We start from the raw sequence: 19,043 nt of genomic DNA, 5'->3' as shown, positions 1-19,043 counted from the left end.
GTTTTTTCTTTGTGAAGGCAGCTATTTTCTAGGGATTTATGTGGTTGTCATAAACCATTGTTGTTAAAAAATGCAAGCTAAAGAATTGCAAAGGTGATATGATAGATACAAAAGATTGCTAGGTTAGGAGGCTTTCACGTTGGACGAGTGGAAAGGTGCAGCGGCCGAAGTGTTTCGAGCCGTACGAATCAATTTAAAATCTGAGCTTTCTCCGCTGGTTGATGGGGTGCAAACTCTATTTACAGATAATCCATGGGGGCAGCTTTTCTTATTATTGCTTTCACTTCTTGTGTTTGTGCAAGTCATCAGTCTAGTAGCACGTGCTTATGATCGTGCGTTTCGACAGACAATTGAACGTAAGATGGAAACGAATTCAAATATTCATAGCTTCTTTAAAGGGTTTTTGCACCATAGAAGGTCAGACGGATGGATGCGTGATACTTCCTGGTTCCAAAAGGAACTACATCGTTTTGATCTATATGAGCTGGAATGGTTGAAAGCAGAGCTTTCGAGCGCTGAAGATGATTTTCGCGATTATCGACCTCAAACCTTACTAGCAGGGATACTATTCTCTCTTATAGTTCTACTTCTTGTATGGTACTACGATTGGACGATTTTTCACCAGGCAATCCTTTCATATCTCTTGCCGGTTTTGATCGCCACATGGTGTATTGGACTAGTGTCTTATAAGGTAGGGATCAAAAAGCGCTTTTATCGTTCATTGACTACGAATGTAGGACTTGTGATTCCTTCTAAAAAAGTTCAAGACGTGATGAAATACATAGATTCAGATTTGAAAAGGTACAAGCTAGAGCATGTAACAACGGATGCAGGCTATTATGAAGTTGTTCGATGTATGACGTGTATGTATCATTCTAAATACATAGAGGAAGTTCGCTTCCAAATCAATGACACGATACTTGCATTCAAAGCAGACGAACGTGCTATAGAAGTGACGGTAAGCAGTGAGTACAGTCATACGTTTACCATTGATCGTCTTGAGTTTAAAAATGGGTATTGTCAAAGTCTCAGAAAAGGAAGTAAGTTGTTTGATGATAAGTTGATGGTTACTTACTTAAATGTTGCATTTGAACAAAGACCAGCTTATTTCCAAACAAGTTCGTAATCAAAGCCCCCCTCTATGGTAGAGGGGGGCTTTGATTATCCTCCATACGAAGTAACGGTATTTTTTTCATCAGCTTTTTGCATGATGTCGTTGAGGTTTAGTTCAGTAGAAGCTTGAATATTCGCTTTTAGATTTCCTTCCATTAGTTTCAAAGCATAATCATTATCTTCTTGAACGTTGGAAGCACTACAATCTTCTGGGATGTAAAGTTCATATTCCCTCATATAAGCATCATTGGCTGTGAACAATACACAGATATTCCCCGCAAATCCTGTGAGAATAAGCGTATTGATCTTTAGGTATTTTAATAAGGAAGAAAGTGGTGTAGAGAAGAAACCTGAATGCTTCGGTTTAACGACTGTATAGTCATCATCATCAGGGGCTAGTCGGTCTACAAGATGTTTCCCATTTGCCTCTGCAGCATAGTTGACCACTTTATTGAAATTCGACTGCCACATGCCATAGTTGTCATTCACATAGATGACAGGCATCCCACTAGCCTTTGCGTTCTTTTTTAAGGCTGCAATGTGATCAGCTGTTTCTTCTGTATATCTTTCTAGTAGTTCAGCACCTTCAAAATCCATTGTATTGATAACATCGATTAATAGTAGCGCTACGGATGATTGCTGATGTTCAGATTTTGTATGTTCTTTGCTCATATGAACTCCACTCCTTATAATAGATAGTAGAATTGGAAATTGTATGTAGTTTACCCAAGAGTGTAATGAAATAAAACATTCTAAGAAGGAGCCGCTCTTATGAAAGATACACCTTACAGCGATCGTGATTTTATGGAAAAAGCAATTGAAGAAGCAAAGAAAGCAGAGAAAATAGGCGAAGTCCCTATTGGTGCTGTCATCGTGAAAGACAACGAAGTAATTGCATCGGCATACAACTTGAGAGAAACTGAACAGCGTTCTGTAGCTCATGCTGAACTACTTGCAATCGATGAGGCTTGCAAGGTAACAGGAAGCTGGAGGCTGACTGGGTGTACGTTATATGTAACGCTCGAACCTTGTGCAATGTGCAGCGGTGCAATTGTACTTTCAAGAGTGGAACGAGTGGTGTATGGTGCAAGTGATCCAAAGGGCGGGTGCGCAGGTACTCTCATGAACCTCCTAGACGACGCGCGCTTTAATCATCAAGCAGAGATCTCGCGTGGGGTAATGAAGGAAGAATGTGGCTCAATGTTATCGTCATTTTTTCGCGCGTTGAGGGAACAGCGGAAAGAAGAAAAACGAAGGAAAAAGGAAACGTTTGATACGAACTCAGGTGAGATGTTATAGTATGTTTTGCAAAATAAATTGATAGATGGGGGCGTACCCAAGTCTGGCTGAAGGGGGCTGACTCGAAATCAGCTAGGGCGTTCACGCGCCGCGGGGGTTCGAATCCTCTCGCCTCCGCCATATAAAAAAGATGGATAACGTCATCTATTGATATTTTTATTTTTATGCGATATACTAGATTTTGCACGTTAGACGTGCACTAAAAATGTTATCAAATTTGCCGTGCTAGGTGGGGAATTAGCGGTGCCCTGTACTCGCAATCCGCTACAGCGAGACTGAATCCCTTCCCGAGGTTTAGCTACTGCGGGGTCTGCCCTGAATAAGTGGTGTTGACATTCGGGTCCTGCGCAACAGAGTCCTACGAACCCTGTCAGGTCCGGAAGGAAGCAGCAGTAAGTAGATTCCTCTGTGTGCCGCGGGAGTGCCCGGATTGAGCTAACTGTTCAGGTAACGCCTGTGGTGGCTTTATCAAAGGAAGGTGCACGGTTTTAATAATGAAATGTCCAACTCACTCTGTGCAGAGTGAGTTTTTTTATGTCTAATTTCTAAGAATGTTTTTTGAATTAGATAGAATGAAGCGGTATAATAGAAAAGTATGATGAGGTTAGGAGGAGAGTAGGCGAATGAGTTATCAAGCGCTATATCGTGTTTGGAGGCCGCAGGCTTTTGAAGACGTAGTCGGCCAGAAGCATGTTACACGAACAATTCAAAATGCACTCATACAGCAAAAAATCTCTCACGCCTATTTGTTTACAGGACCTCGAGGAACGGGAAAAACTAGTGCTGCGAAAATTATTGCAAAAGCAATTAACTGTGAAAAAGCGCCAGTAGCTGAACCTTGTAACGAATGCTCAGCATGTCTTGGGATCACAGATGGTTCGATATCGGATGTTATTGAAATCGATGCTGCTTCAAATACAGGTGTCGATGATATTCGAGACATTCGCGATAAAGTGAAGTACGCGCCGAGTTCTGTTTCATATAAGGTGTACATTATAGATGAGGTTCACATGCTGTCGACAGGAGCATTTAATGCTTTGCTGAAAACACTTGAAGAACCACCAAAACACGTTGTATTTATTCTAGCAACCACTGAGCCCCATAAGATACCGCTAACGATTATATCTAGGTGCCAGCGCTTTGATATGAGAAGGATCACGGCTCATGATATTGTTGGGAGATTACAAACGATCATAGAGGCTCAAGGTATCCAGGTTCAAGAAGATGCTCTCTATCAGGTAGCAAGAGCGGCAGATGGAGGGATGAGGGATGCGCTAAGCATTCTTGATCAGGCGATATCATATAGTGAAGCAGAAGTTATTCTTGACGATGTTCTTGCAGTAACCGGAAGCGTTTCGCAGAAGATGATTTCTAGAATAGCGGCGGCTTTTTTCGAGAAAGATGTAGCTGAAGCTCTTAATGCAGTAGAAGAATTGATGGAACACGGAAAGGACGCAGCGCGCTTTTTAGAGGATCTCATCTATTACTTTAGAGATTTACTCCTTTTCCAGACAGCACCTCAGCTTGAAGAAGTTGAAGAACGCGTGAAGGTGGATGAATCTTTCCAAAACCTTGCAAAGAACAGTTCAAAAGATTGGGTATATAAGGTCATCGAAACCCTTAACCGCAATCAACAAGAAATGAAGTGGACAAATCATCCTCGTATTTTTCTTGAACTGGCACTTGTTCAAATCTGTCAGGAAGAAACAGCGAGCCAAGCAACTCAAGATCAGAGTGAACTTCTTGATCGCATCCAAAAGCTTGAACTTGAACTAAATGAGTTGAAGCAAAAAGGAATTGAGGTCAAGCAGGTAGAATCTGAACAAGAGTCCAAACCGAAAAAACAATTTAAACCATCGAAACAGAAATCTAGCGTATCTCATGGTAAAATAAAAGAGATCCTCAAAAAGGCAACGAAGCAGGACCTTATGAAGGTGAAAAGTGTCTGGGGAGAAGTAATGGAGAACGTTCGTCAGGAAAAAGTGTCAGCACATGCCTGGTTAAAAGACAGTGAGCCTGTTGCGGCCACTGACAAAACTTTTTTACTTTCTTTCCAATATGACATGCACTGTCAGATGGCTGCAAAGGATAACATACGTGGGACTGTCGAAAGTGTTCTTACAAGAACCTTAGGTAGAGACATGGAGATGGTGGGGATCGTTGAAGGAGATTGGCAGGACATTCGCGCCGAATTCCTGAAAACTAGGGATGAACCAGAACCTAGTGGCAATGAAAGCTCTGATGAAGGCGAAGATCCACTTGTATCAGAAGCAAGACGCCTTGTTGGCGATGATTTGCTTGATATTCAATCTTAAAATCTAATTATAAATAAGGAGGAGTTTTTATATGAAACGCGGAATGGGTGGCGGCATGAACAACAACATGATGAAACAAATGCAGAAAATGCAAAAGGACATGGCTAAAGCGCAAGAAGAATTAAAGGATAAGATCGTTGAAGGTTCTGCTGGTGGCGGAATGGTCGTTGTAAAAGCTAACGGACACAAAGAAGTTCTTGAAGTAACGGTTAAGGAAGAAGTTGTAGATCCAGATGACATCGACATGCTTCAAGATTTAATCCTAGCAGCAACAAACGATGCTCTTCGTAATGTAGATGAGCTTGTTAACAAAGACATGGGTAAATTCACACAGGGACTTAATATACCTGGATTAACATAGGGGGTATGCAGGTGCATTATCCTGAACCAATATCAAAACTAATCGATAGTTTTATGAAATTGCCGGGAATCGGACCAAAAACGGCGGTCCGCCTGGCTTTTTTCGTGCTAGAAATGAAAGACGATGATGTGCTAGATTTCGGTAAGGCGCTAGTGAATGCGAAGCGTCAATTAACGTATTGCTCAGTCTGCAATCACATCACTGACACGGACCCTTGCCGAATTTGTTCAGATAGCCATCGAGATGAAACGGTTATTTGTGTCGTACAAGATGCGAAGGATGTAATCGCGGTTGAGAAAATGAAAGATTACACTGGTTTATACCATGTACTTCACGGCGCAATTTCTCCCGTGGATGGTATTGGACCAGAAGATATTAAAGTTCCAGAGTTATTAAAGCGTCTGCAAGACGATACAGTTACAGAGATCATCCTTGCTACGGATCCTACGATTGAAGGAGAAGCTACAGCAATGTATATCGCAAGACTAGTGAAACCTACTGGCATTCGTATTACACGGATCGCACATGGTCTTCCGGTCGGAGGCGATTTGGAATACGCTGATGAGGTTACTCTGTCTAAAGCATTAGAAGGACGCCGTGAATTATAAGCAGCAGGGGGAAATGATATGTTCTTCAAACGAAAAGGCTATTTAAGAAAGCAAGCTGATGAGCATTTGATTCAAACGCTGCAAGAATTAAAAGAAGTTTGGAATAAACAAAAAGAAATAGTAGGACGAAGCGTCGAACCTTCCGGTGCAGTTCTTGCACGATTGAAACTCGATGAAGCAAAATATTTCTTCCTATTAAAAGAAGCAAAGCGAAGAAAGATAAGAATGGGGAAGCCTTAAAACTTCCCGTTCTTTTTTATTTGGACAGACATACACTTTAATAATTCTGGAAAAGAGCGGGGGACTTTTATGGATCCTAAACTCGTCATCGGATTATTCGCGATATGTATTGTCCTGTTACTTTTTATAGGAGCGCCATTAAAGCCAATGCGCTGGATTGGTCATGGTTTGATCAAACTTGCCATAGGCGCTCTGCTATTATTCTTTTTGAATACATTCGGTACACCGTTTGATCTACATGTACCTATCAACTTTGGTACTGCGGCTATTTCAGGGTTTTTAGGAATCCCTGGTCTAGTTGCTCTAGCTGCCATTCAGCTGATTATCCTAGCTTAAACGGAGGGAACTCGTTACCAAACGAGTCCTTTTTTGTTTTTCTGAAATAATTTTATTAAAAAGGGTTGCGTTTAATTATTATAGTTGTTATAGTTATAAATGTCGCCGAAACAACACGGCAGACAAACAAAACTTTCAAATAAAGTTATTGACGACGAAACAATTAATATGTTATATTAATAAAGTCGCTGAAAACGACATTGAAAGAAACAAATCGATCTTTGAAAACTGAACGAAACGCCATGCAAGAAATTGTTTCTACGGAAACAACAAGTTTTAAAGCTAGATTAGACTTTCTATCGGAGAGTTTGATCCTGGCTCAGGACGAACGCTGGCGGCGTGCCTAATACATGCAAGTCGAGCGGAGAAATAGGAGCTTGCTCCTATTTCTCAGCGGCGGACGGGTGAGTAACACGTGGGCAACCTGCCCTACAGACTGGGATAACTCCGGGAAACCGGAGCTAATACCGGGTAATACATAGCATCGCATGATGCAACGTTGAAAGTTGGCTTTCGAGCTAACACTGTAGGATGGGCCCGCGGCGCATTAGCTAGTTGGTAAGGTAATGGCTTACCAAGGCAACGATGCGTAGCCGACCTGAGAGGGTGATCGGCCACACTGGGACTGAGACACGGCCCAGACTCCTACGGGAGGCAGCAGTAGGGAATCTTCCGCAATGGACGAAAGTCTGACGGAGCAACGCCGCGTGAGTGACGAAGGCTTTCGGGTCGTAAAGCTCTGTTGTTAGGGAAGAACAAGTACCGTTCGAATAGGGCGGTACCTTGACGGTACCTAACCAGAAAGCCACGGCTAACTACGTGCCAGCAGCCGCGGTAATACGTAGGTGGCAAGCGTTGTCCGGAATTATTGGGCGTAAAGCGCGCGCAGGCGGTCTCTTAAGTCTGATGTGAAAGCCCACGGCTCAACCGTGGAGGGCCATTGGAAACTGGGGGACTTGAGTGCAGAAGAGGAGAGTGGAATTCCACGTGTAGCGGTGAAATGCGTAGATATGTGGAGGAACACCAGTGGCGAAGGCGGCTCTCTGGTCTGTAACTGACGCTGAGGCGCGAAAGCGTGGGGAGCGAACAGGATTAGATACCCTGGTAGTCCACGCCGTAAACGATGAGTGCTAGGTGTTGGGGGGTTCCACCCTCAGTGCTGAAGTTAACACATTAAGCACTCCGCCTGGGGAGTACGACCGCAAGGTTGAAACTCAAAGGAATTGACGGGGGCCCGCACAAGCAGTGGAGCATGTGGTTTAATTCGAAGCAACGCGAAGAACCTTACCAGGTCTTGACATCCTCTGCCACTCCTAGAGATAGGACGTTCCCCTTCGGGGGACAGAGTGACAGGTGGTGCATGGTTGTCGTCAGCTCGTGTCGTGAGATGTTGGGTTAAGTCCCGCAACGAGCGCAACCCTTGATCTTAGTTGCCAGCATTCAGTTGGGCACTCTAAGGTGACTGCCGGTGACAAACCGGAGGAAGGTGGGGACGACGTCAAATCATCATGCCCCTTATGACCTGGGCTACACACGTGCTACAATGGACGGTACAAAGGGCTGCGACACCGCGAGGTGAAGCGAATCCCATAAAGCCGTTCTCAGTTCGGATTGTAGGCTGCAACTCGCCTACATGAAGCCGGAATTGCTAGTAATCGCGGATCAGCATGCCGCGGTGAATACGTTCCCGGGCCTTGTACACACCGCCCGTCACACCACGAGAGTTTGTAACACCCGAAGTCGGTGAGGTAACCTTTTGGAGCCAGCCGCCGAAGGTGGGACAAATGATTGGGGTGAAGTCGTAACAAGGTAGCCGTATCGGAAGGTGCGGCTGGATCACCTCCTTTCTATGGAGAATTACGAGGCAACATTGGTTGCCAAACTTGCATGAGCGTTTCGTTTAGTTTTGAAAGAATGATTGTATTCTTTCAAAACAGGCTGATTTGATGAAGCATTAGCGGATTCAAGAAGTAGCCACGTTCCTTGAAAACTAGATAGCATAAACAACGACATCCAATAAAGAATTATTTTTTGCGTTATTTCTTAGTTAGTCACATCTTACGATGTGCATCGATGGAGTTAGAGACATTGTTTCTAATGAAATCTAAGGTTAAGCTACTAAGGGCGCACGGTGGATGCCTTGGCACTAGAAGCTGATGAAGGACGGGACGAACACCGATATGCTTCGGGGAGCAGTAAGTACGCTTTGATCCGGAGATTTCCGAATGGGGGAACCCACCATCCGTAATGGGATGGTATTTACTTCTGAATACATAGGAAGTAAAGAGCAGACCCGGGGAACTGAAACATCTCATTACCCGGAGGAAGAGAAAGCAATCGCGATTTCCTGAGTAGCGGCGAGCGAAACGGAATCAGCCCAAACCAGAGGGCTTGCCCTCTGGGGTTGTAGGACGTCTCATTGGAGTTACAAAGGCACGGATAGACGAAGCGACCTGGAAAGGTCCATCAGAGAAGGTAACAATCCTGTAGTCAAAATCCGCTGCCCTCCGAGACGGATCCTGAGTACGGCGGGACACGTGAAACCCCGTCGGAATCCGGGAGGACCATCTCCCAAGGCTAAATACTCTCTAGTGACCGATAGTGAACCAGTACCGTGAGGGAAAGGTGAAAAGCACCCCGGAAGGGGAGTGAAAGAGAACCTGAAACCGTGTGCCTACAACTAGTTGGAGCCCGTTAATGGGTGACAGCGTGCCTTTTGTAGAATGAACCGGCGAGTTACGATCCCGTGCAAGGTTAAGCCGAGAAGGCGGAGCCGCAGCGAAAGCGAGTCTGAATAGGGCGAAATAGTACGTGGTCGTAGACCCGAAACCGGGTGATCTACCCATGTCCAGGGTGAAGTTCAGGTAACACTGAATGGAGGCCCGAACCCACGCATGTTGAAAAATGCGGGGATGAGGTGTGGGTAGCGGTGAAATGCCAATCGAACCCGGAGATAGCTGGTTCTCTCCGAAATAGCTTTAGGGCTAGCCTCGCGGCAAGAATCTTGGAGGTAGAGCACTGATTGGACTAGGGGTCCCTACCGGATTACCGAATCCAGTCAAACTCCGAATGCCAACGATTTATCCGCGGGAGTCAGACTGCGAGTGATAAGATCCGTAGTCGAGAGGGAAACAGCCCAGACCACCAGCTAAGGTCCCAAAGTATACGTTAAGTGGAAAAGGATGTGGCGTTGCTTAGACAACCAGGATGTTGGCTTAGAAGCAGCCATCATTTAAAGAGTGCGTAATAGCTCACTGGTCGAGTGACGCTGCGCCGAAAATGTACCGGGGCTAAACGTATCACCGAAGCTGTGGATTGTCTTACGACAATGGTAGGAGAGCGTTCTAAGGGCTGCGAAGTCAGACCGAAAGGACTGGTGGAGCGCTTAGAAGTGAGAATGCCGGTATGAGTAGCGAAAGACAAGTGAGAATCTTGTCCGTCGAAAGCCCAAGGTTTCCTGAGGAAGGCTCGTCCGCTCAGGGTTAGTCGGGACCTAAGCCGAGGCCGAAAGGCGTAGGCGATGGATAACAGGTTGATATTCCTGTACCACCTCCTTTCCGTTTGAACGACGGGGGGACGCAGAAAGATAGGGAGAGCGCGCTGCTGGAAATGCGCGTCCAAGCGATTAGGCTGGTGAATAGGCAAATCCGTTCACCGTGAAGGCTGAGTCGTGATGGCGAGGGAATTAAGTACCGAAGTCCCTGATTCTACACTGCCAAGAAAAGCCTCTAGTGAGGAAAGAGGTGCCCGTACCGCAAACCGACACAGGTAGGCGAGGAGAGAATCCTAAGACGATCGGGAGAACTCTCGTTAAGGAACTCGGCAAAATGACCCCGTAACTTCGGGAGAAGGGGTGCTTCCTCGGGTGAATAGCCCAGGGGAGCCGCAGTGAAAAGATCCAAGCGACTGTTTAGCAAAAACACAGGTCTCTGCCAAGCCGCAAGGCGATGTATAGGGGCTGACACCTGCCCGGTGCTGGAAGGTTAAGAGGAGGGGTTATCCCTTACGGGAGAAGCTCTGAATCGAAGCCCCAGTAAACGGCGGCCGTAACTATAACGGTCCTAAGGTAGCGAAATTCCTTGTCGGGTAAGTTCCGACCCGCACGAAAGGTGCAACGACTTGGATACTGTCTCAACGAGAGACCCGGTGAAATTATAGTACCTGTGAAGATGCAGGTTACCCGCGACAGGACGGAAAGACCCCATGGAGCTTTACTGTAGCCTGATATTGGATTTTGGTACAGCTTGTACAGGATAGGTAGGAGCCATAGAAGCCGGACCGCTAGGTTCGGTGGAGGCGTCGGTGGGATACTACCCTGGCTGTACTGACATTCTAACCCAGCACCGTGATCCGGTGCGGAGACAGTGTCAGGTGGGCAGTTTGACTGGGGCGGTCGCCTCCTAAAGAGTAACGGAGGCGCCCAAAGGTTCCCTCAGAATGGTTGGAAATCATTCGCAGAGTGTAAAGGCACAAGGGAGCTTGACTGCGAGACCTACAAGTCGAGCAGGGACGAAAGTCGGGCTTAGTGATCCGGTGGTTCCGCATGGAAGGGCCATCGCTCAACGGATAAAAGCTACCCTGGGGATAACAGGCTTATCTCCCCCAAGAGTCCACATCGACGGGGAGGTTTGGCACCTCGATGTCGGCTCATCGCATCCTGGGGCTGAAGTAGGTCCCAAGGGTTGGGCTGTTCGCCCATTAAAGCGGTACGCGAGCTGGGTTCAGAACGTCGTGAGACAGTTCGGTCCCTATCCGTCGCGGGCGCAGGAAATTTGAGAGGAGCTGTCCTTAGTACGAGAGGACCGGGATGGACACACCGCTGGTGTACCAGTTGTTCCGCCAGGAGCATAGCTGGGTAGCTACGTGTGGAAGGGATAAGTGCTGAAAGCATCTAAGCATGAAGCCCCCCTCGAGATGAGATTTCCCACAGCGTCAAGCTGGTAAGATCCCTCAGAGATGATGAGGTTGATAGGTTCGGGGTGGAAGCGTGGCGACACGTGGAGCTGACGAATACTAATCGATCGAGGGCTTAACCTAAAAATATTGGAATACGTTGTTGCATGCTATCTAGTTTTCAGGGAATACCTGAATAGTCTAGTGATGAAGGCGAAGAGGTCACACCCGTTCCCATGCCGAACACGGAAGTTAAGCTCTTCAGCGCCGATGGTAGTTGGGGGATCTCCCCCTGCAAGAGTAGGACGTCGCTAGGCAAGTGAGAAGTCAGAGGTCATTATGATCTCTGGCTTTTTTATATGTTTTTTTCGTTTGAGTAGTACCGTGAGGTGGTATTCCATCATGATTTACATTCAAGAACATCCTCGAAAGCTTCGTAGGGGTGGGAGAAGCAAGAAATTCGAGGAAGCAAGTGAGACTGGACCGGAGTAGGTAGTCGGAGATCTATGAGGATCCAGGATCGCGCAGCTGGCGAGTTCGTAGCTTATCGCGCCCCGTATGAGAACACGGAAGTTAAGCTCGCGCGCCGATGGTAGTTGGGGGCTCTCCCCCTGAGCAGGACGTCGCTAGGCAAGTGAGAAGTCAGAGATCAAGCCTCTGGCTTTTTTGTGTTGTCTGAATGTGGGTTTGTGTAATTAATGGTTTGAACTTCGGTTTCGCGGATATATCAAGATTATCGCTGATACCATCCACTCAAGCGTTTTTTTCATACCTTTTACCATAAGACAGACACGGAATAGGCAGCTGTCACATATCCTTAGAAAGAAACCTAATATTCCTGCTGAGAAGTGATAACAGTAATGTATAAATTTCATATAACTGGGCAAAGCTTTTATCATGGAGGTGGGACGATGGAGAATTCGGTAAGACAGAGTATAGGAGAAATCTGTCTTGTTTGTGAGGAAACGAGTTTAAAAGGAATTCATATTTGTGAGCGTTTTATATGTTTTGACTGTGAACGGAAGGTAATTGAAACAGATACAAGTCACGCAAACTACCAGTACTACTTAGAAAAACTACGTAAATTACGACTAAGTCGTTTAGCATAACGGGATAGCTGATAAATTGGCTGTCTTTTTTTTTGCCATAAAGCTGTATATACGCACTTTATCCTTCGGCCATTACTTCTCGTCCTTGCCAGATAATGATAGAATACAAGTATATGGGCAACTATATTTTAATAGATAGAAGTGGAATAGATGAGAGACCAAAATAGAGTACCATTACTAGAAGCACTAACGGATTGGAGCGAGAAAAATCCGATCTCCTATCATGTGCCTGGACATAAAAGTGGTAAGGTTATTCCTAGTATAGGGAATGCAGAAGAGGTATTTAAGCATGTTATGTCAATCGATGCAACAGAGCTTACCGGACTTGATGATTTACACGATGCATATGGAGTGATAAAAGAAGCTGAGGAATTAGCTTCCGAGCTTTATGGCACCGTACAAACCAGGTTTTTAGTTGGGGGCTCAACAGCAGGAAATCTAGCGATGATGATGGCGGTGTGTCAGGAAGGCGATACAGTTCTTGTTCAAAAAAATTGCCACAAATCTATAATAAATGGATTAAGATTAACAAAAGCAAAGCCTGTCTTTCTTGCACCTGATATTGAGAATAAGAGTCAGGTTGCGACTGGAGTGCCGGTTGATCGTCTTGCACAAGCAATAGCGATGTATCCTGAGGCGAGTACGCTAGTGTTAACACATCCAAATTATTATGGCATGTCGAATGATATGGAGAAGCTGATAACTCTTGCTCATAAGAATCATATGACTGTTATCGTAGATGAAGCTCATGGAGCACATTTCGGAAAATCTCGATTTTTCCCACAAAGTGCAATCAACTATGGTGCAGACCTTGTTGTTCAATCTGCTCATAAGACACTGCCTGCTATGACTATGGGCGCATATTTGCATACCGTGAATGAAAAGTATGCGTTAAAGGTAAATGACTACTTACAAATGCTTCAGTCTAGTAGTCCTTCTTATCCGATTATGGCTTCCCTTGATTTAGCGCGATATTATCTTTCTTCATTATCGAATGAAGAAATCGAATTGATTATCTCTGAGATAGAAGATTTTAAAATAAGGCTAGATCGTATAAAGGGAGTTACTGTAATAAATACGACTAATTCGGGAATCCATGACATTGACCCATTGAAGGTAACACTTCAAGTAAAAGGTTTAACAGGTTTCCAATTAGCTGATGAGTTAGAGCAAGAATCTATTTTTCCTGAGTTAGCTGATACATTAAATGTCCTTCTCGTTCTTCCGCTTGCATCAAAGAAACATGATTACGAGAAGACGGTCCGTGTATTCAAGGAAATTGCGATACGGTATGATAGTAATCCGTTCGTTTCCTACAATAATAAAGAAATAGATGAAGAAATAACAAAACCTGCTTATTCTTTTGAAGAAATGGAGAAAATGAACAAACGAGATAAAGACGTAAGTGATATAGAAGGATATATATCTGCAAAAGCAATTACCCCATATCCACCAGGGATTCCAGTGGTTATGCCTGGCGAACGATTTACAGGTCAACATGTGACATTCTTACAGAGCGTGCTCAGTGAAGGTGGCCACGTACAGGGGATGAAGGGGAATGAAATAACAACTGCAGTAGAAGAGGAGTAAGGCATTGAGAGGATTATTTATTACGTTTGAAGGACCTGATGGAGCAGGTAAGTCCACACAGGTTCACAAACTTTCCGAGTATTTAAGTGAAAAGGACATTCCCTTTATTCATACAAGAGAGCCGGGAGGGACAGCAATAAGTGATAAAATCAGATCGCTTATTTTAGATCCTGAGCATGCTGAAATGGTTGATGAGACAGAAGTATTATTGTATGCAGCATCTCGGTCTCAACACGTTAAAGAAAAAATCATCCCCGCACTAAAGCAAGGTTATGTAGTTCTATGTGACCGCTTTGTTGATGCGTCCATCGCTTATCAAGGTGTAGGCCTTGGTGTCAGTGTAGAATCTATCAAGTTGATCAACGAGTTTGCTACAGGTGGGCTATCGCCAGACCGAAGCTATATGATTGACCTTCCAGTTGAAATTGGAAAAGAACGTATGGTAGCAAGGAACCAACTTGATCGTATCGAGCAAAAAGGAACAGAATATCATGAAAAAGTACGTCAGGCTTTTCTTGAACTGCATGATCATAATCAAGAGAGAATCACGCTTGTGAATGGGGATAATCAAGTAGATGAGATTTTTCATGTAATAAAAGAGGATTTCGTAGCTTTGTGGGATAACTATTGTAAGAACAATAAATAACGGGGTTCATGCTCGCCGCCCGAGGAGGGATAATCATGAAATTAGTGATGGCAGTCGTTCAGGATAAAGATAGTAATCGATTATCAAATGCCCTGGTCGACCACAATTTTCAGGCGACCAAGCTTGCAACAACCGGTGGATTTTTACGAGCAGGAAATACAACCTTTCTAATTGGTACTGAAGACCACAGAGTGCAAAAGCTTCTTGATATCATTAAAGATAATTGTCAGAGCAGAGATCAAATGGTTGCACCTGTTTCGCCAATGGGTGGAAATGCAGATTCTTATGTACCATACCCAGTTGAAGTATCTGTTGGAGGCGCTACTGTATTTGTATTACCTGTAGAAGCGTTCCACCATTTCTAAAATGTACGTTTGGAATGAGTGATTGAAAATGACGGATTGGAATCAATTAGAAGAGCGACAGCCGACTGTAGTACGAATGGTTATGAATAGTTTTAAGAAAGATAGACTTTCTCATGCATACCTATTTGATGGGGGAGCTGGTACGGGTAAGAAGGAAATTGCTGTGCATATAGCAAAAACATACTTTTGCCAAGAAAGGACCGGTATTGATCCTTGCCAAACTTGTAAAGATTGCAAGCGAGTTGATTCTGGGAACCACCCAGATTTACATCTAGTAGAACCAGATGGACAATCGATTAAAATAGATCAAATACGTAAACTTCAAAAAGAATTTTCTTATTTAGGTGTGGAATCGAATAAAAAGGTTTATATCCTTAATTACTCAGATAAAATGACGACGCAAGCTGCAAATAGTTTGCTGAAGTTTTTAGAAGAACCTGGTAAAATGACAATGGCCATTCTTTTAACTGAACAAAAGCAGCATATACTGCCAACGATCTACTCAAGATGCCAGGTGCTTACATTTCGCCCGTTGTCGGTTAGCAATGTTGAAAAAGAACTAGAGAGCGAAGGAATCTCAACACAGCTAGCCAAACTTGCTTCACAATTAACGAACGATAAGGGAAAAGCAATAGAACTTGCGAGGGATGAGTGGTTTGCACAGGCCAGAGCGATAGTGATACAATTGACTGAAGAGTTGAAGGAACGGCCTCATCAAGTTTTTCTAACAATCCATGATAAGTGGCTCGCACATTTCAAGGATAAATCGCAGCAAGACATGGGGCTAAACCTTATGCTGTTCTGGTACAAAGATTTAATGAAGATACAACTGCAAGATGAACGGATTGTCTATGCAGATCATAAAGATAAGCTCGAACGTTATGCCCTTCAATTCCCAAGGAAGCGAATAAGCGAGCATATGATGGCGATACTTGATGCCAAAAGACGTCTGAGCGCCAATACAAACCCGCAGTTTGTAATGGAACAGTTAGTGCTCAGGTTACGGGAGGGATAAGTTTGTGTATGAAGTAGTCGGTGTACGCTTTAAAAAGGCGGGAAAAATCTATTACTTTGACCCGAATAACCTCCAAGTCTCTAATAAAGAATTCGTTATTGTAGAGACTGCACGCGGAGTCGAGTTCGGAAAAGTAGTAATAGCTAATAAGAAAGTTGATGAAGAAGACGTTGTTCTTCCCCTCAAGAAAGTAATACGAATCGCGGATGAGAAAGATCGTTTAGCGGTTGATGATAATAAGAGTGCAGCAGAAGAAGCATTCGAAGTATGTGGTTCTAAAATTGAAGAGTACAAGCTCGACATGAAGCTTGTTGATGTAGAATATACCTTTGATCGAAACAAAATCATTTTCTATTTCACAGCTGACGGAAGAGTCGATTTTCGAGATTTAGTTAAGGGTCTTGCTTCAATATTTAGAACAAGAATTGAACTTCGCCAAATTGGTGTAAGAGATGAAGCTAAAATGCTTGGTGGTATCGGTCCATGTGGCAGAATGCTATGCTGTTCAACATGGCTTGGGGACTTTGAACCGGTATCTATCAAAATGGCTAAAGATCAGAACCTCTCATTAAATCCAGCGAAAATTTCAGGTCTTTGTGGCCGTTTGATGTGCTGCTTGAAGTATGAGAATGATGAATATGAATCAGGCAAGAAAGAACTTCCTGACGTGGGTAAAACAATTAATACAGGTCAGGGTAAAGGTAAAGTTGTAGGGTTGAATATACTTGAACGACTCGTTCAGGTCGAGTTATTTGAACTGAATCGAGTTACAGAATATACATTAGATGAATTAATACAAGACGGCGCAGTATCTACGCAAGCCACAGAGTGATTGAGGTGGAACGGAAGTGGAGAAAAAAGAAGTTTTTTCACGAGTAAGCTCAATGGAGGAACAGATTGGTGACTTATATAAACAACTCGGCGATTTAAAGGAACATTTAGCAGCTATGCTAGAAGAAAATCACCATCTCGAAATTGAGAATCACCACTTGCGAGAGCGGTTAGAACAAACTTCTGAGCCGGGAGGTAAGTCATCAGGCAGAAAGAAAAGAGGAAAGCCTGAAGTTGGTGAGGGCTATGATAACCTTGCCCGGTTATACCAAGAAGGCTTTCATATTTGCAACCTTCACTACGGGAGTATTCGGACGGAGGGAGATTGCCTCTTCTGTCTATCGTTCTTAAATAAAAAGTAGTGGTATGGTCTTTCCTTAGGTGGAAAGACCTTTTTTTAGACGTTATTTAGAAATACTAACGAGTTAGGAGAACACCATGATGGACTTATACGAAGATGAACGTTTGGATTATATCGTAGAGAATGAATTAAGTATTATTCAAAGTCCCAACGTCTTTTCATTTTCTCTAGATGCAATCCTGCTTGCTCATTTTGCCTGGGTTCCTATTACACGCGGTAAAACGGCTGATCTTTGTTCAGGTAATGGAATCATTCCGTTATTGTTATCAAGGAAAAGTAAGGTTATGATCGATGGATTAGAGATTCAACAAAGACTTTATGATATGGGACAACGTAGTGTTGCGTTAAATGATTTACATGACCAGATCACGTTATACAATGGAGACCTTAAGGATCTGCCAACAGAAATGAAGAGAGAATCATATGATGCGGTCACATGTAATCCTCCATATTTTAAAAGTAAGAGAAATGAGCAACGGAACTTAAATGAGCATTTAACAATAGCAAGGCATGAAGTCCTATGTACACTTGATGATGTTATCCAAGCATGCAGTAGCCTGGTCAAACAAGGTGGCAAGGTGTCTCTTGTTCATCGTCCAGAAAGACTTCTGGATATAATGACCATGATGAGGAAATATAGAATTGAACCAAAGCGAATGCAGCTTGTCTATCCAAAGGCGAATAAAGAAGCAAATGTTTTATTAATAGAAGGTATTAAGGATGGAAAACCTGACTTGAAAGTACTTCCTCCGTTTGTTGTTTATGAAGATAACGGCACTTATACTAGCGAAATGAAAGCACTTTACAATGAGCTGTGAGCATATCGTTTATATGCTGAGGTGCAAGGACGATAGTTTTTACACTGGGTATACAACCGATTTAACTCACCGCATCACTCAGCATGAAAGAGGAAAAGGTGCTAAATATACGCGAGGGAGAGGGCCTTTTTCACTCGTGTATTATGCAACATACAAAACGAAGCGAAAGGCTCTTCAGGAAGAGTATCGCATCAAACAATTAACCCGAGCCCAGAAAATGTCTTTGATAGAAAAGGAAGTGTTCGAGCATGTGGAGCCAACAGAGTTACAAGGAAAGCGAAACAGGTAAACTATATCTTGTCCCCACTCCCATAGGGAATTTAGATGACATGACGTTTCGAGCGGTAAAGATTCTAAATGAAGTCGATCTTATTGCAGCTGAGGATACAAGGCAATCAAAGAAGTTAACAAATCATTTTGAAATTGAAACAACACTTACGAGCTATCATGAGCATAATAAGGAGACAAGCGGACCAAAGTTGATTGAGAAATTGCGAAGTGGAAAGAGTATTGCTTTAGTTAGCGATGCTGGCATGCCCGCTATTTCAGATCCAGGTTTCGAACTTGTCTGTGAGTGTGTCGAAGGAGAAATACCTGTCATCCCGTTACCTGGAGCGAATGCTGCTACAACAGCGTTGATCGCATCAGGTTTACCAACGCAACATTTTTATTACTATGGTTTTCTTTCTAGACAGAAAAAGGAAAGAAGAAAAGAGTTAGAACAGTTAGAGGTTATCCCTTCACCAATCTTATTTTATGAAGCTCCTCACAGATTGAAGGAAATGATCAAGGCAGTTGTGGAGGTTCTTGGTAACCGAAAAGTTGTTATAGCAAGAGAACTTTCAAAGCGTTATGAAGAATTTATACGAGGAACAGCTGAAGAAGTGTTAGCATGGTGTGAGGATTCGAATATAAGAGGCGAATTCTGTGTTATTGTAGAAGGTGGAAGTGGGATACATCTCCCTACAGAAGCATGGTGGGAAGGTTATTCATTAGAAGAGCATGTTACGCACTATATTAATGAAGGAACAAAAAGCAAAGAAGCGATAAAGCTCGTTTCAAAAGACCGTAATATTCCGAAACGTGATGTCTATCAAGCCTATCACGTAGAATAAAAAGATATATCAAAATAAAAGCTCCTGC

18 protein-coding genes, 1 tRNA gene, 3 rRNA genes and 1 other RNA gene are annotated in these 19,043 nt (G+C 43.8%); 22 read left to right on the top strand and 1 reads right to left on the bottom strand.

What is annotated here, in order from left to right; all coding sequences use genetic code 11:
• Positions 1 to 139: 139 nt before the first annotated feature.
• Entirely contained in the window at positions 140 to 1,126 is a 987-nt protein-coding gene (locus SJY16_RS00845; RefSeq protein ID WP_377887183.1) for a hypothetical protein, read from the top strand.
• A gap of 35 nt (positions 1,127 to 1,161) precedes the next feature.
• Here SJY16_RS00845 and SJY16_RS00840 read toward each other — a convergent pair whose 3' ends face one another.
• Complete coding sequence (locus SJY16_RS00840) at positions 1,162 to 1,785, bottom strand: cysteine hydrolase family protein (protein ID WP_377887182.1); 624 nt, start codon at positions 1,783 to 1,785, stop codon at positions 1,162 to 1,164.
• Positions 1,786 to 1,884: 99 nt separating this feature from the next.
• On the opposite strand from SJY16_RS00840, the gene tadA reads away from it, so the two are divergent.
• The 21 genes from tadA to rsmI all read left to right on the top strand — a co-directional run bounded on the left by tadA (position 1,885) and on the right by rsmI (position 19,015).
• Positions 1,885 to 2,412 carry a tRNA adenosine(34) deaminase TadA gene (tadA, locus tag SJY16_RS00835; protein ID WP_377887180.1) on the top strand — a complete coding sequence of 176 codons (528 nt, stop codon included), beginning with the start codon at positions 1,885 to 1,887 and terminating at the stop codon, positions 2,410 to 2,412.
• A gap of 27 nt (positions 2,413 to 2,439) precedes the next feature.
• Positions 2,440 to 2,532, top strand: a tRNA-Ser gene (locus tag SJY16_RS00830).
• Positions 2,533 to 2,632: 100 nt separating this feature from the next.
• An RNA gene (gene ffs / locus SJY16_RS00825) (signal recognition particle sRNA large type) lies at positions 2,633 to 2,898 on the top strand.
• A 137-nt stretch (positions 2,899 to 3,035) separates the two neighbouring features.
• On the top strand, positions 3,036 to 4,727 hold the full coding sequence (dnaX, locus tag SJY16_RS00820) for a DNA polymerase III subunit gamma/tau (RefSeq protein WP_377887179.1): 1,692 nt from the start codon (positions 3,036 to 3,038) through the stop codon (positions 4,725 to 4,727).
• 31 nt (positions 4,728 to 4,758) lie between these two features.
• Entirely contained in the window at positions 4,759 to 5,088 is a 330-nt protein-coding gene (locus SJY16_RS00815) for a YbaB/EbfC family nucleoid-associated protein (RefSeq protein WP_377887178.1), read from the top strand.
• Positions 5,089 to 5,099: 11 nt separating this feature from the next.
• Positions 5,100 to 5,696, top strand: coding sequence for a recombination mediator RecR (gene recR, locus SJY16_RS00810; RefSeq protein WP_377887177.1), 597 nt, complete (start codon positions 5,100 to 5,102; stop codon positions 5,694 to 5,696).
• Positions 5,697 to 5,714: 18 nt separating this feature from the next.
• Complete coding sequence (locus tag SJY16_RS00805; RefSeq protein WP_377887176.1) at positions 5,715 to 5,936, top strand: YaaL family protein; 222 nt, start codon at positions 5,715 to 5,717, stop codon at positions 5,934 to 5,936.
• A 69-nt stretch (positions 5,937 to 6,005) separates the two neighbouring features.
• Positions 6,006 to 6,272, top strand: coding sequence for a pro-sigmaK processing inhibitor BofA family protein (locus tag SJY16_RS00800; protein WP_377887175.1), 267 nt, complete (start codon positions 6,006 to 6,008; stop codon positions 6,270 to 6,272).
• Positions 6,273 to 6,568: 296 nt separating this feature from the next.
• Positions 6,569 to 8,119 (top strand): 16S ribosomal RNA (locus SJY16_RS00795).
• 261 nt (positions 8,120 to 8,380) lie between these two features.
• A 23S ribosomal RNA gene (locus SJY16_RS00790) occupies positions 8,381 to 11,309 on the top strand.
• Positions 11,310 to 11,365: 56 nt separating this feature from the next.
• Positions 11,366 to 11,482, top strand: a 5S ribosomal RNA gene (gene rrf / locus SJY16_RS00785).
• Together the 16S, 23S and 5S rRNA genes form the textbook arrangement of a ribosomal RNA operon.
• A gap of 594 nt (positions 11,483 to 12,076) precedes the next feature.
• Positions 12,077 to 12,274, top strand: a complete 198-nt coding sequence (locus tag SJY16_RS00780; protein ID WP_377887174.1) for a sigma factor G inhibitor Gin — start codon at positions 12,077 to 12,079, stop codon at positions 12,272 to 12,274.
• A gap of 150 nt (positions 12,275 to 12,424) precedes the next feature.
• Complete coding sequence (locus SJY16_RS00775) at positions 12,425 to 13,864, top strand: aminotransferase class I/II-fold pyridoxal phosphate-dependent enzyme (RefSeq protein ID WP_377887173.1); 1,440 nt, start codon at positions 12,425 to 12,427, stop codon at positions 13,862 to 13,864.
• Between the two features lie 4 nt (positions 13,865 to 13,868).
• Positions 13,869 to 14,510 carry a dTMP kinase gene (tmk, locus tag SJY16_RS00770; protein ID WP_377887172.1) on the top strand — a complete coding sequence of 214 codons (642 nt, stop codon included), beginning with the start codon at positions 13,869 to 13,871 and terminating at the stop codon, positions 14,508 to 14,510.
• A 35-nt stretch (positions 14,511 to 14,545) separates the two neighbouring features.
• Positions 14,546 to 14,875 carry a cyclic-di-AMP receptor gene (locus SJY16_RS00765; protein ID WP_224885500.1) on the top strand — a complete coding sequence of 110 codons (330 nt, stop codon included), beginning with the start codon at positions 14,546 to 14,548 and terminating at the stop codon, positions 14,873 to 14,875.
• A gap of 28 nt (positions 14,876 to 14,903) precedes the next feature.
• Complete coding sequence (gene holB / locus SJY16_RS00760) at positions 14,904 to 15,890, top strand: DNA polymerase III subunit delta' (RefSeq protein WP_377887171.1); 987 nt, start codon at positions 14,904 to 14,906, stop codon at positions 15,888 to 15,890.
• Between the two features lie 4 nt (positions 15,891 to 15,894).
• Positions 15,895 to 16,722, top strand: coding sequence for a PSP1 domain-containing protein (locus tag SJY16_RS00755; RefSeq protein WP_377887170.1), 828 nt, complete (start codon positions 15,895 to 15,897; stop codon positions 16,720 to 16,722).
• A gap of 16 nt (positions 16,723 to 16,738) precedes the next feature.
• On the top strand, positions 16,739 to 17,083 hold the full coding sequence (gene yabA / locus SJY16_RS00750) for a DNA replication initiation control protein YabA (protein ID WP_377887169.1): 345 nt from the start codon (positions 16,739 to 16,741) through the stop codon (positions 17,081 to 17,083).
• A gap of 79 nt (positions 17,084 to 17,162) precedes the next feature.
• Entirely contained in the window at positions 17,163 to 17,900 is a 738-nt protein-coding gene (locus SJY16_RS00745) for a tRNA1(Val) (adenine(37)-N6)-methyltransferase (RefSeq protein WP_377891998.1), read from the top strand.
• Positions 17,890 to 18,189, top strand: a complete 300-nt coding sequence (locus SJY16_RS00740; protein WP_377887168.1) for a GIY-YIG nuclease family protein — start codon at positions 17,890 to 17,892, stop codon at positions 18,187 to 18,189. Before SJY16_RS00745 ends, SJY16_RS00740 begins: the two co-directional genes overlap by 11 nt.
• A complete protein-coding gene (gene rsmI / locus SJY16_RS00735; RefSeq protein WP_377887167.1) occupies positions 18,149 to 19,015 on the top strand; it encodes a 16S rRNA (cytidine(1402)-2'-O)-methyltransferase in 867 nt (288 codons plus the stop codon). Before SJY16_RS00740 ends, rsmI begins: the two co-directional genes overlap by 41 nt.
• Positions 19,016 to 19,043: the final 28 nt, after the last annotated feature.

It is taken from the genome of Alkalihalobacillus sp. R86527, assembly GCF_042466185.1.
Lineage (GTDB): Bacteria > Bacillota > Bacilli > Bacillales > Guptibacillaceae > Guptibacillus.
Note: the sequence above shows the minus strand (reverse complement) of the source record. Positions and strands in the feature narration are given on the sequence as shown.

What these genes read in the sequence shown, in the direction of transcription:
- SJY16_RS00840 (WP_377887182.1), bottom strand. Translation starts at nt 1,785, where the DNA reads ATGAGCAAAGAACATACAAAATCTGAACATCAGCAATCATCCGTAGCG.
- tadA (WP_377887180.1), top strand. Translation starts at nt 1,885, where the DNA reads ATGAAAGATACACCTTACAGCGATCGTGATTTTATGGAAAAAGCAATT.
- dnaX (WP_377887179.1), top strand. Translation starts at nt 3,036, where the DNA reads ATGAGTTATCAAGCGCTATATCGTGTTTGGAGGCCGCAGGCTTTTGAA.
- SJY16_RS00815 (WP_377887178.1), top strand. Translation starts at nt 4,759, where the DNA reads ATGAAACGCGGAATGGGTGGCGGCATGAACAACAACATGATGAAACAA.
- SJY16_RS00805 (WP_377887176.1), top strand. Translation starts at nt 5,715, where the DNA reads ATGTTCTTCAAACGAAAAGGCTATTTAAGAAAGCAAGCTGATGAGCAT.
- SJY16_RS00800 (WP_377887175.1), top strand. Translation starts at nt 6,006, where the DNA reads ATGGATCCTAAACTCGTCATCGGATTATTCGCGATATGTATTGTCCTG.
- SJY16_RS00780 (WP_377887174.1), top strand. Translation starts at nt 12,077, where the DNA reads ATGGAGAATTCGGTAAGACAGAGTATAGGAGAAATCTGTCTTGTTTGT.
- SJY16_RS00775 (WP_377887173.1), top strand. Translation starts at nt 12,425, where the DNA reads ATGAGAGACCAAAATAGAGTACCATTACTAGAAGCACTAACGGATTGG.
- SJY16_RS00765 (WP_224885500.1), top strand. Translation starts at nt 14,546, where the DNA reads ATGAAATTAGTGATGGCAGTCGTTCAGGATAAAGATAGTAATCGATTA.
- holB (WP_377887171.1), top strand. Translation starts at nt 14,904, where the DNA reads ATGACGGATTGGAATCAATTAGAAGAGCGACAGCCGACTGTAGTACGA.
- SJY16_RS00745 (WP_377891998.1), top strand. Translation starts at nt 17,163, where the DNA reads ATGGACTTATACGAAGATGAACGTTTGGATTATATCGTAGAGAATGAA.
- SJY16_RS00740 (WP_377887168.1), top strand. Translation starts at nt 17,890, where the DNA reads ATGAGCTGTGAGCATATCGTTTATATGCTGAGGTGCAAGGACGATAGT.
- rsmI (WP_377887167.1), top strand. Translation starts at nt 18,149, where the DNA reads ATGTGGAGCCAACAGAGTTACAAGGAAAGCGAAACAGGTAAACTATAT.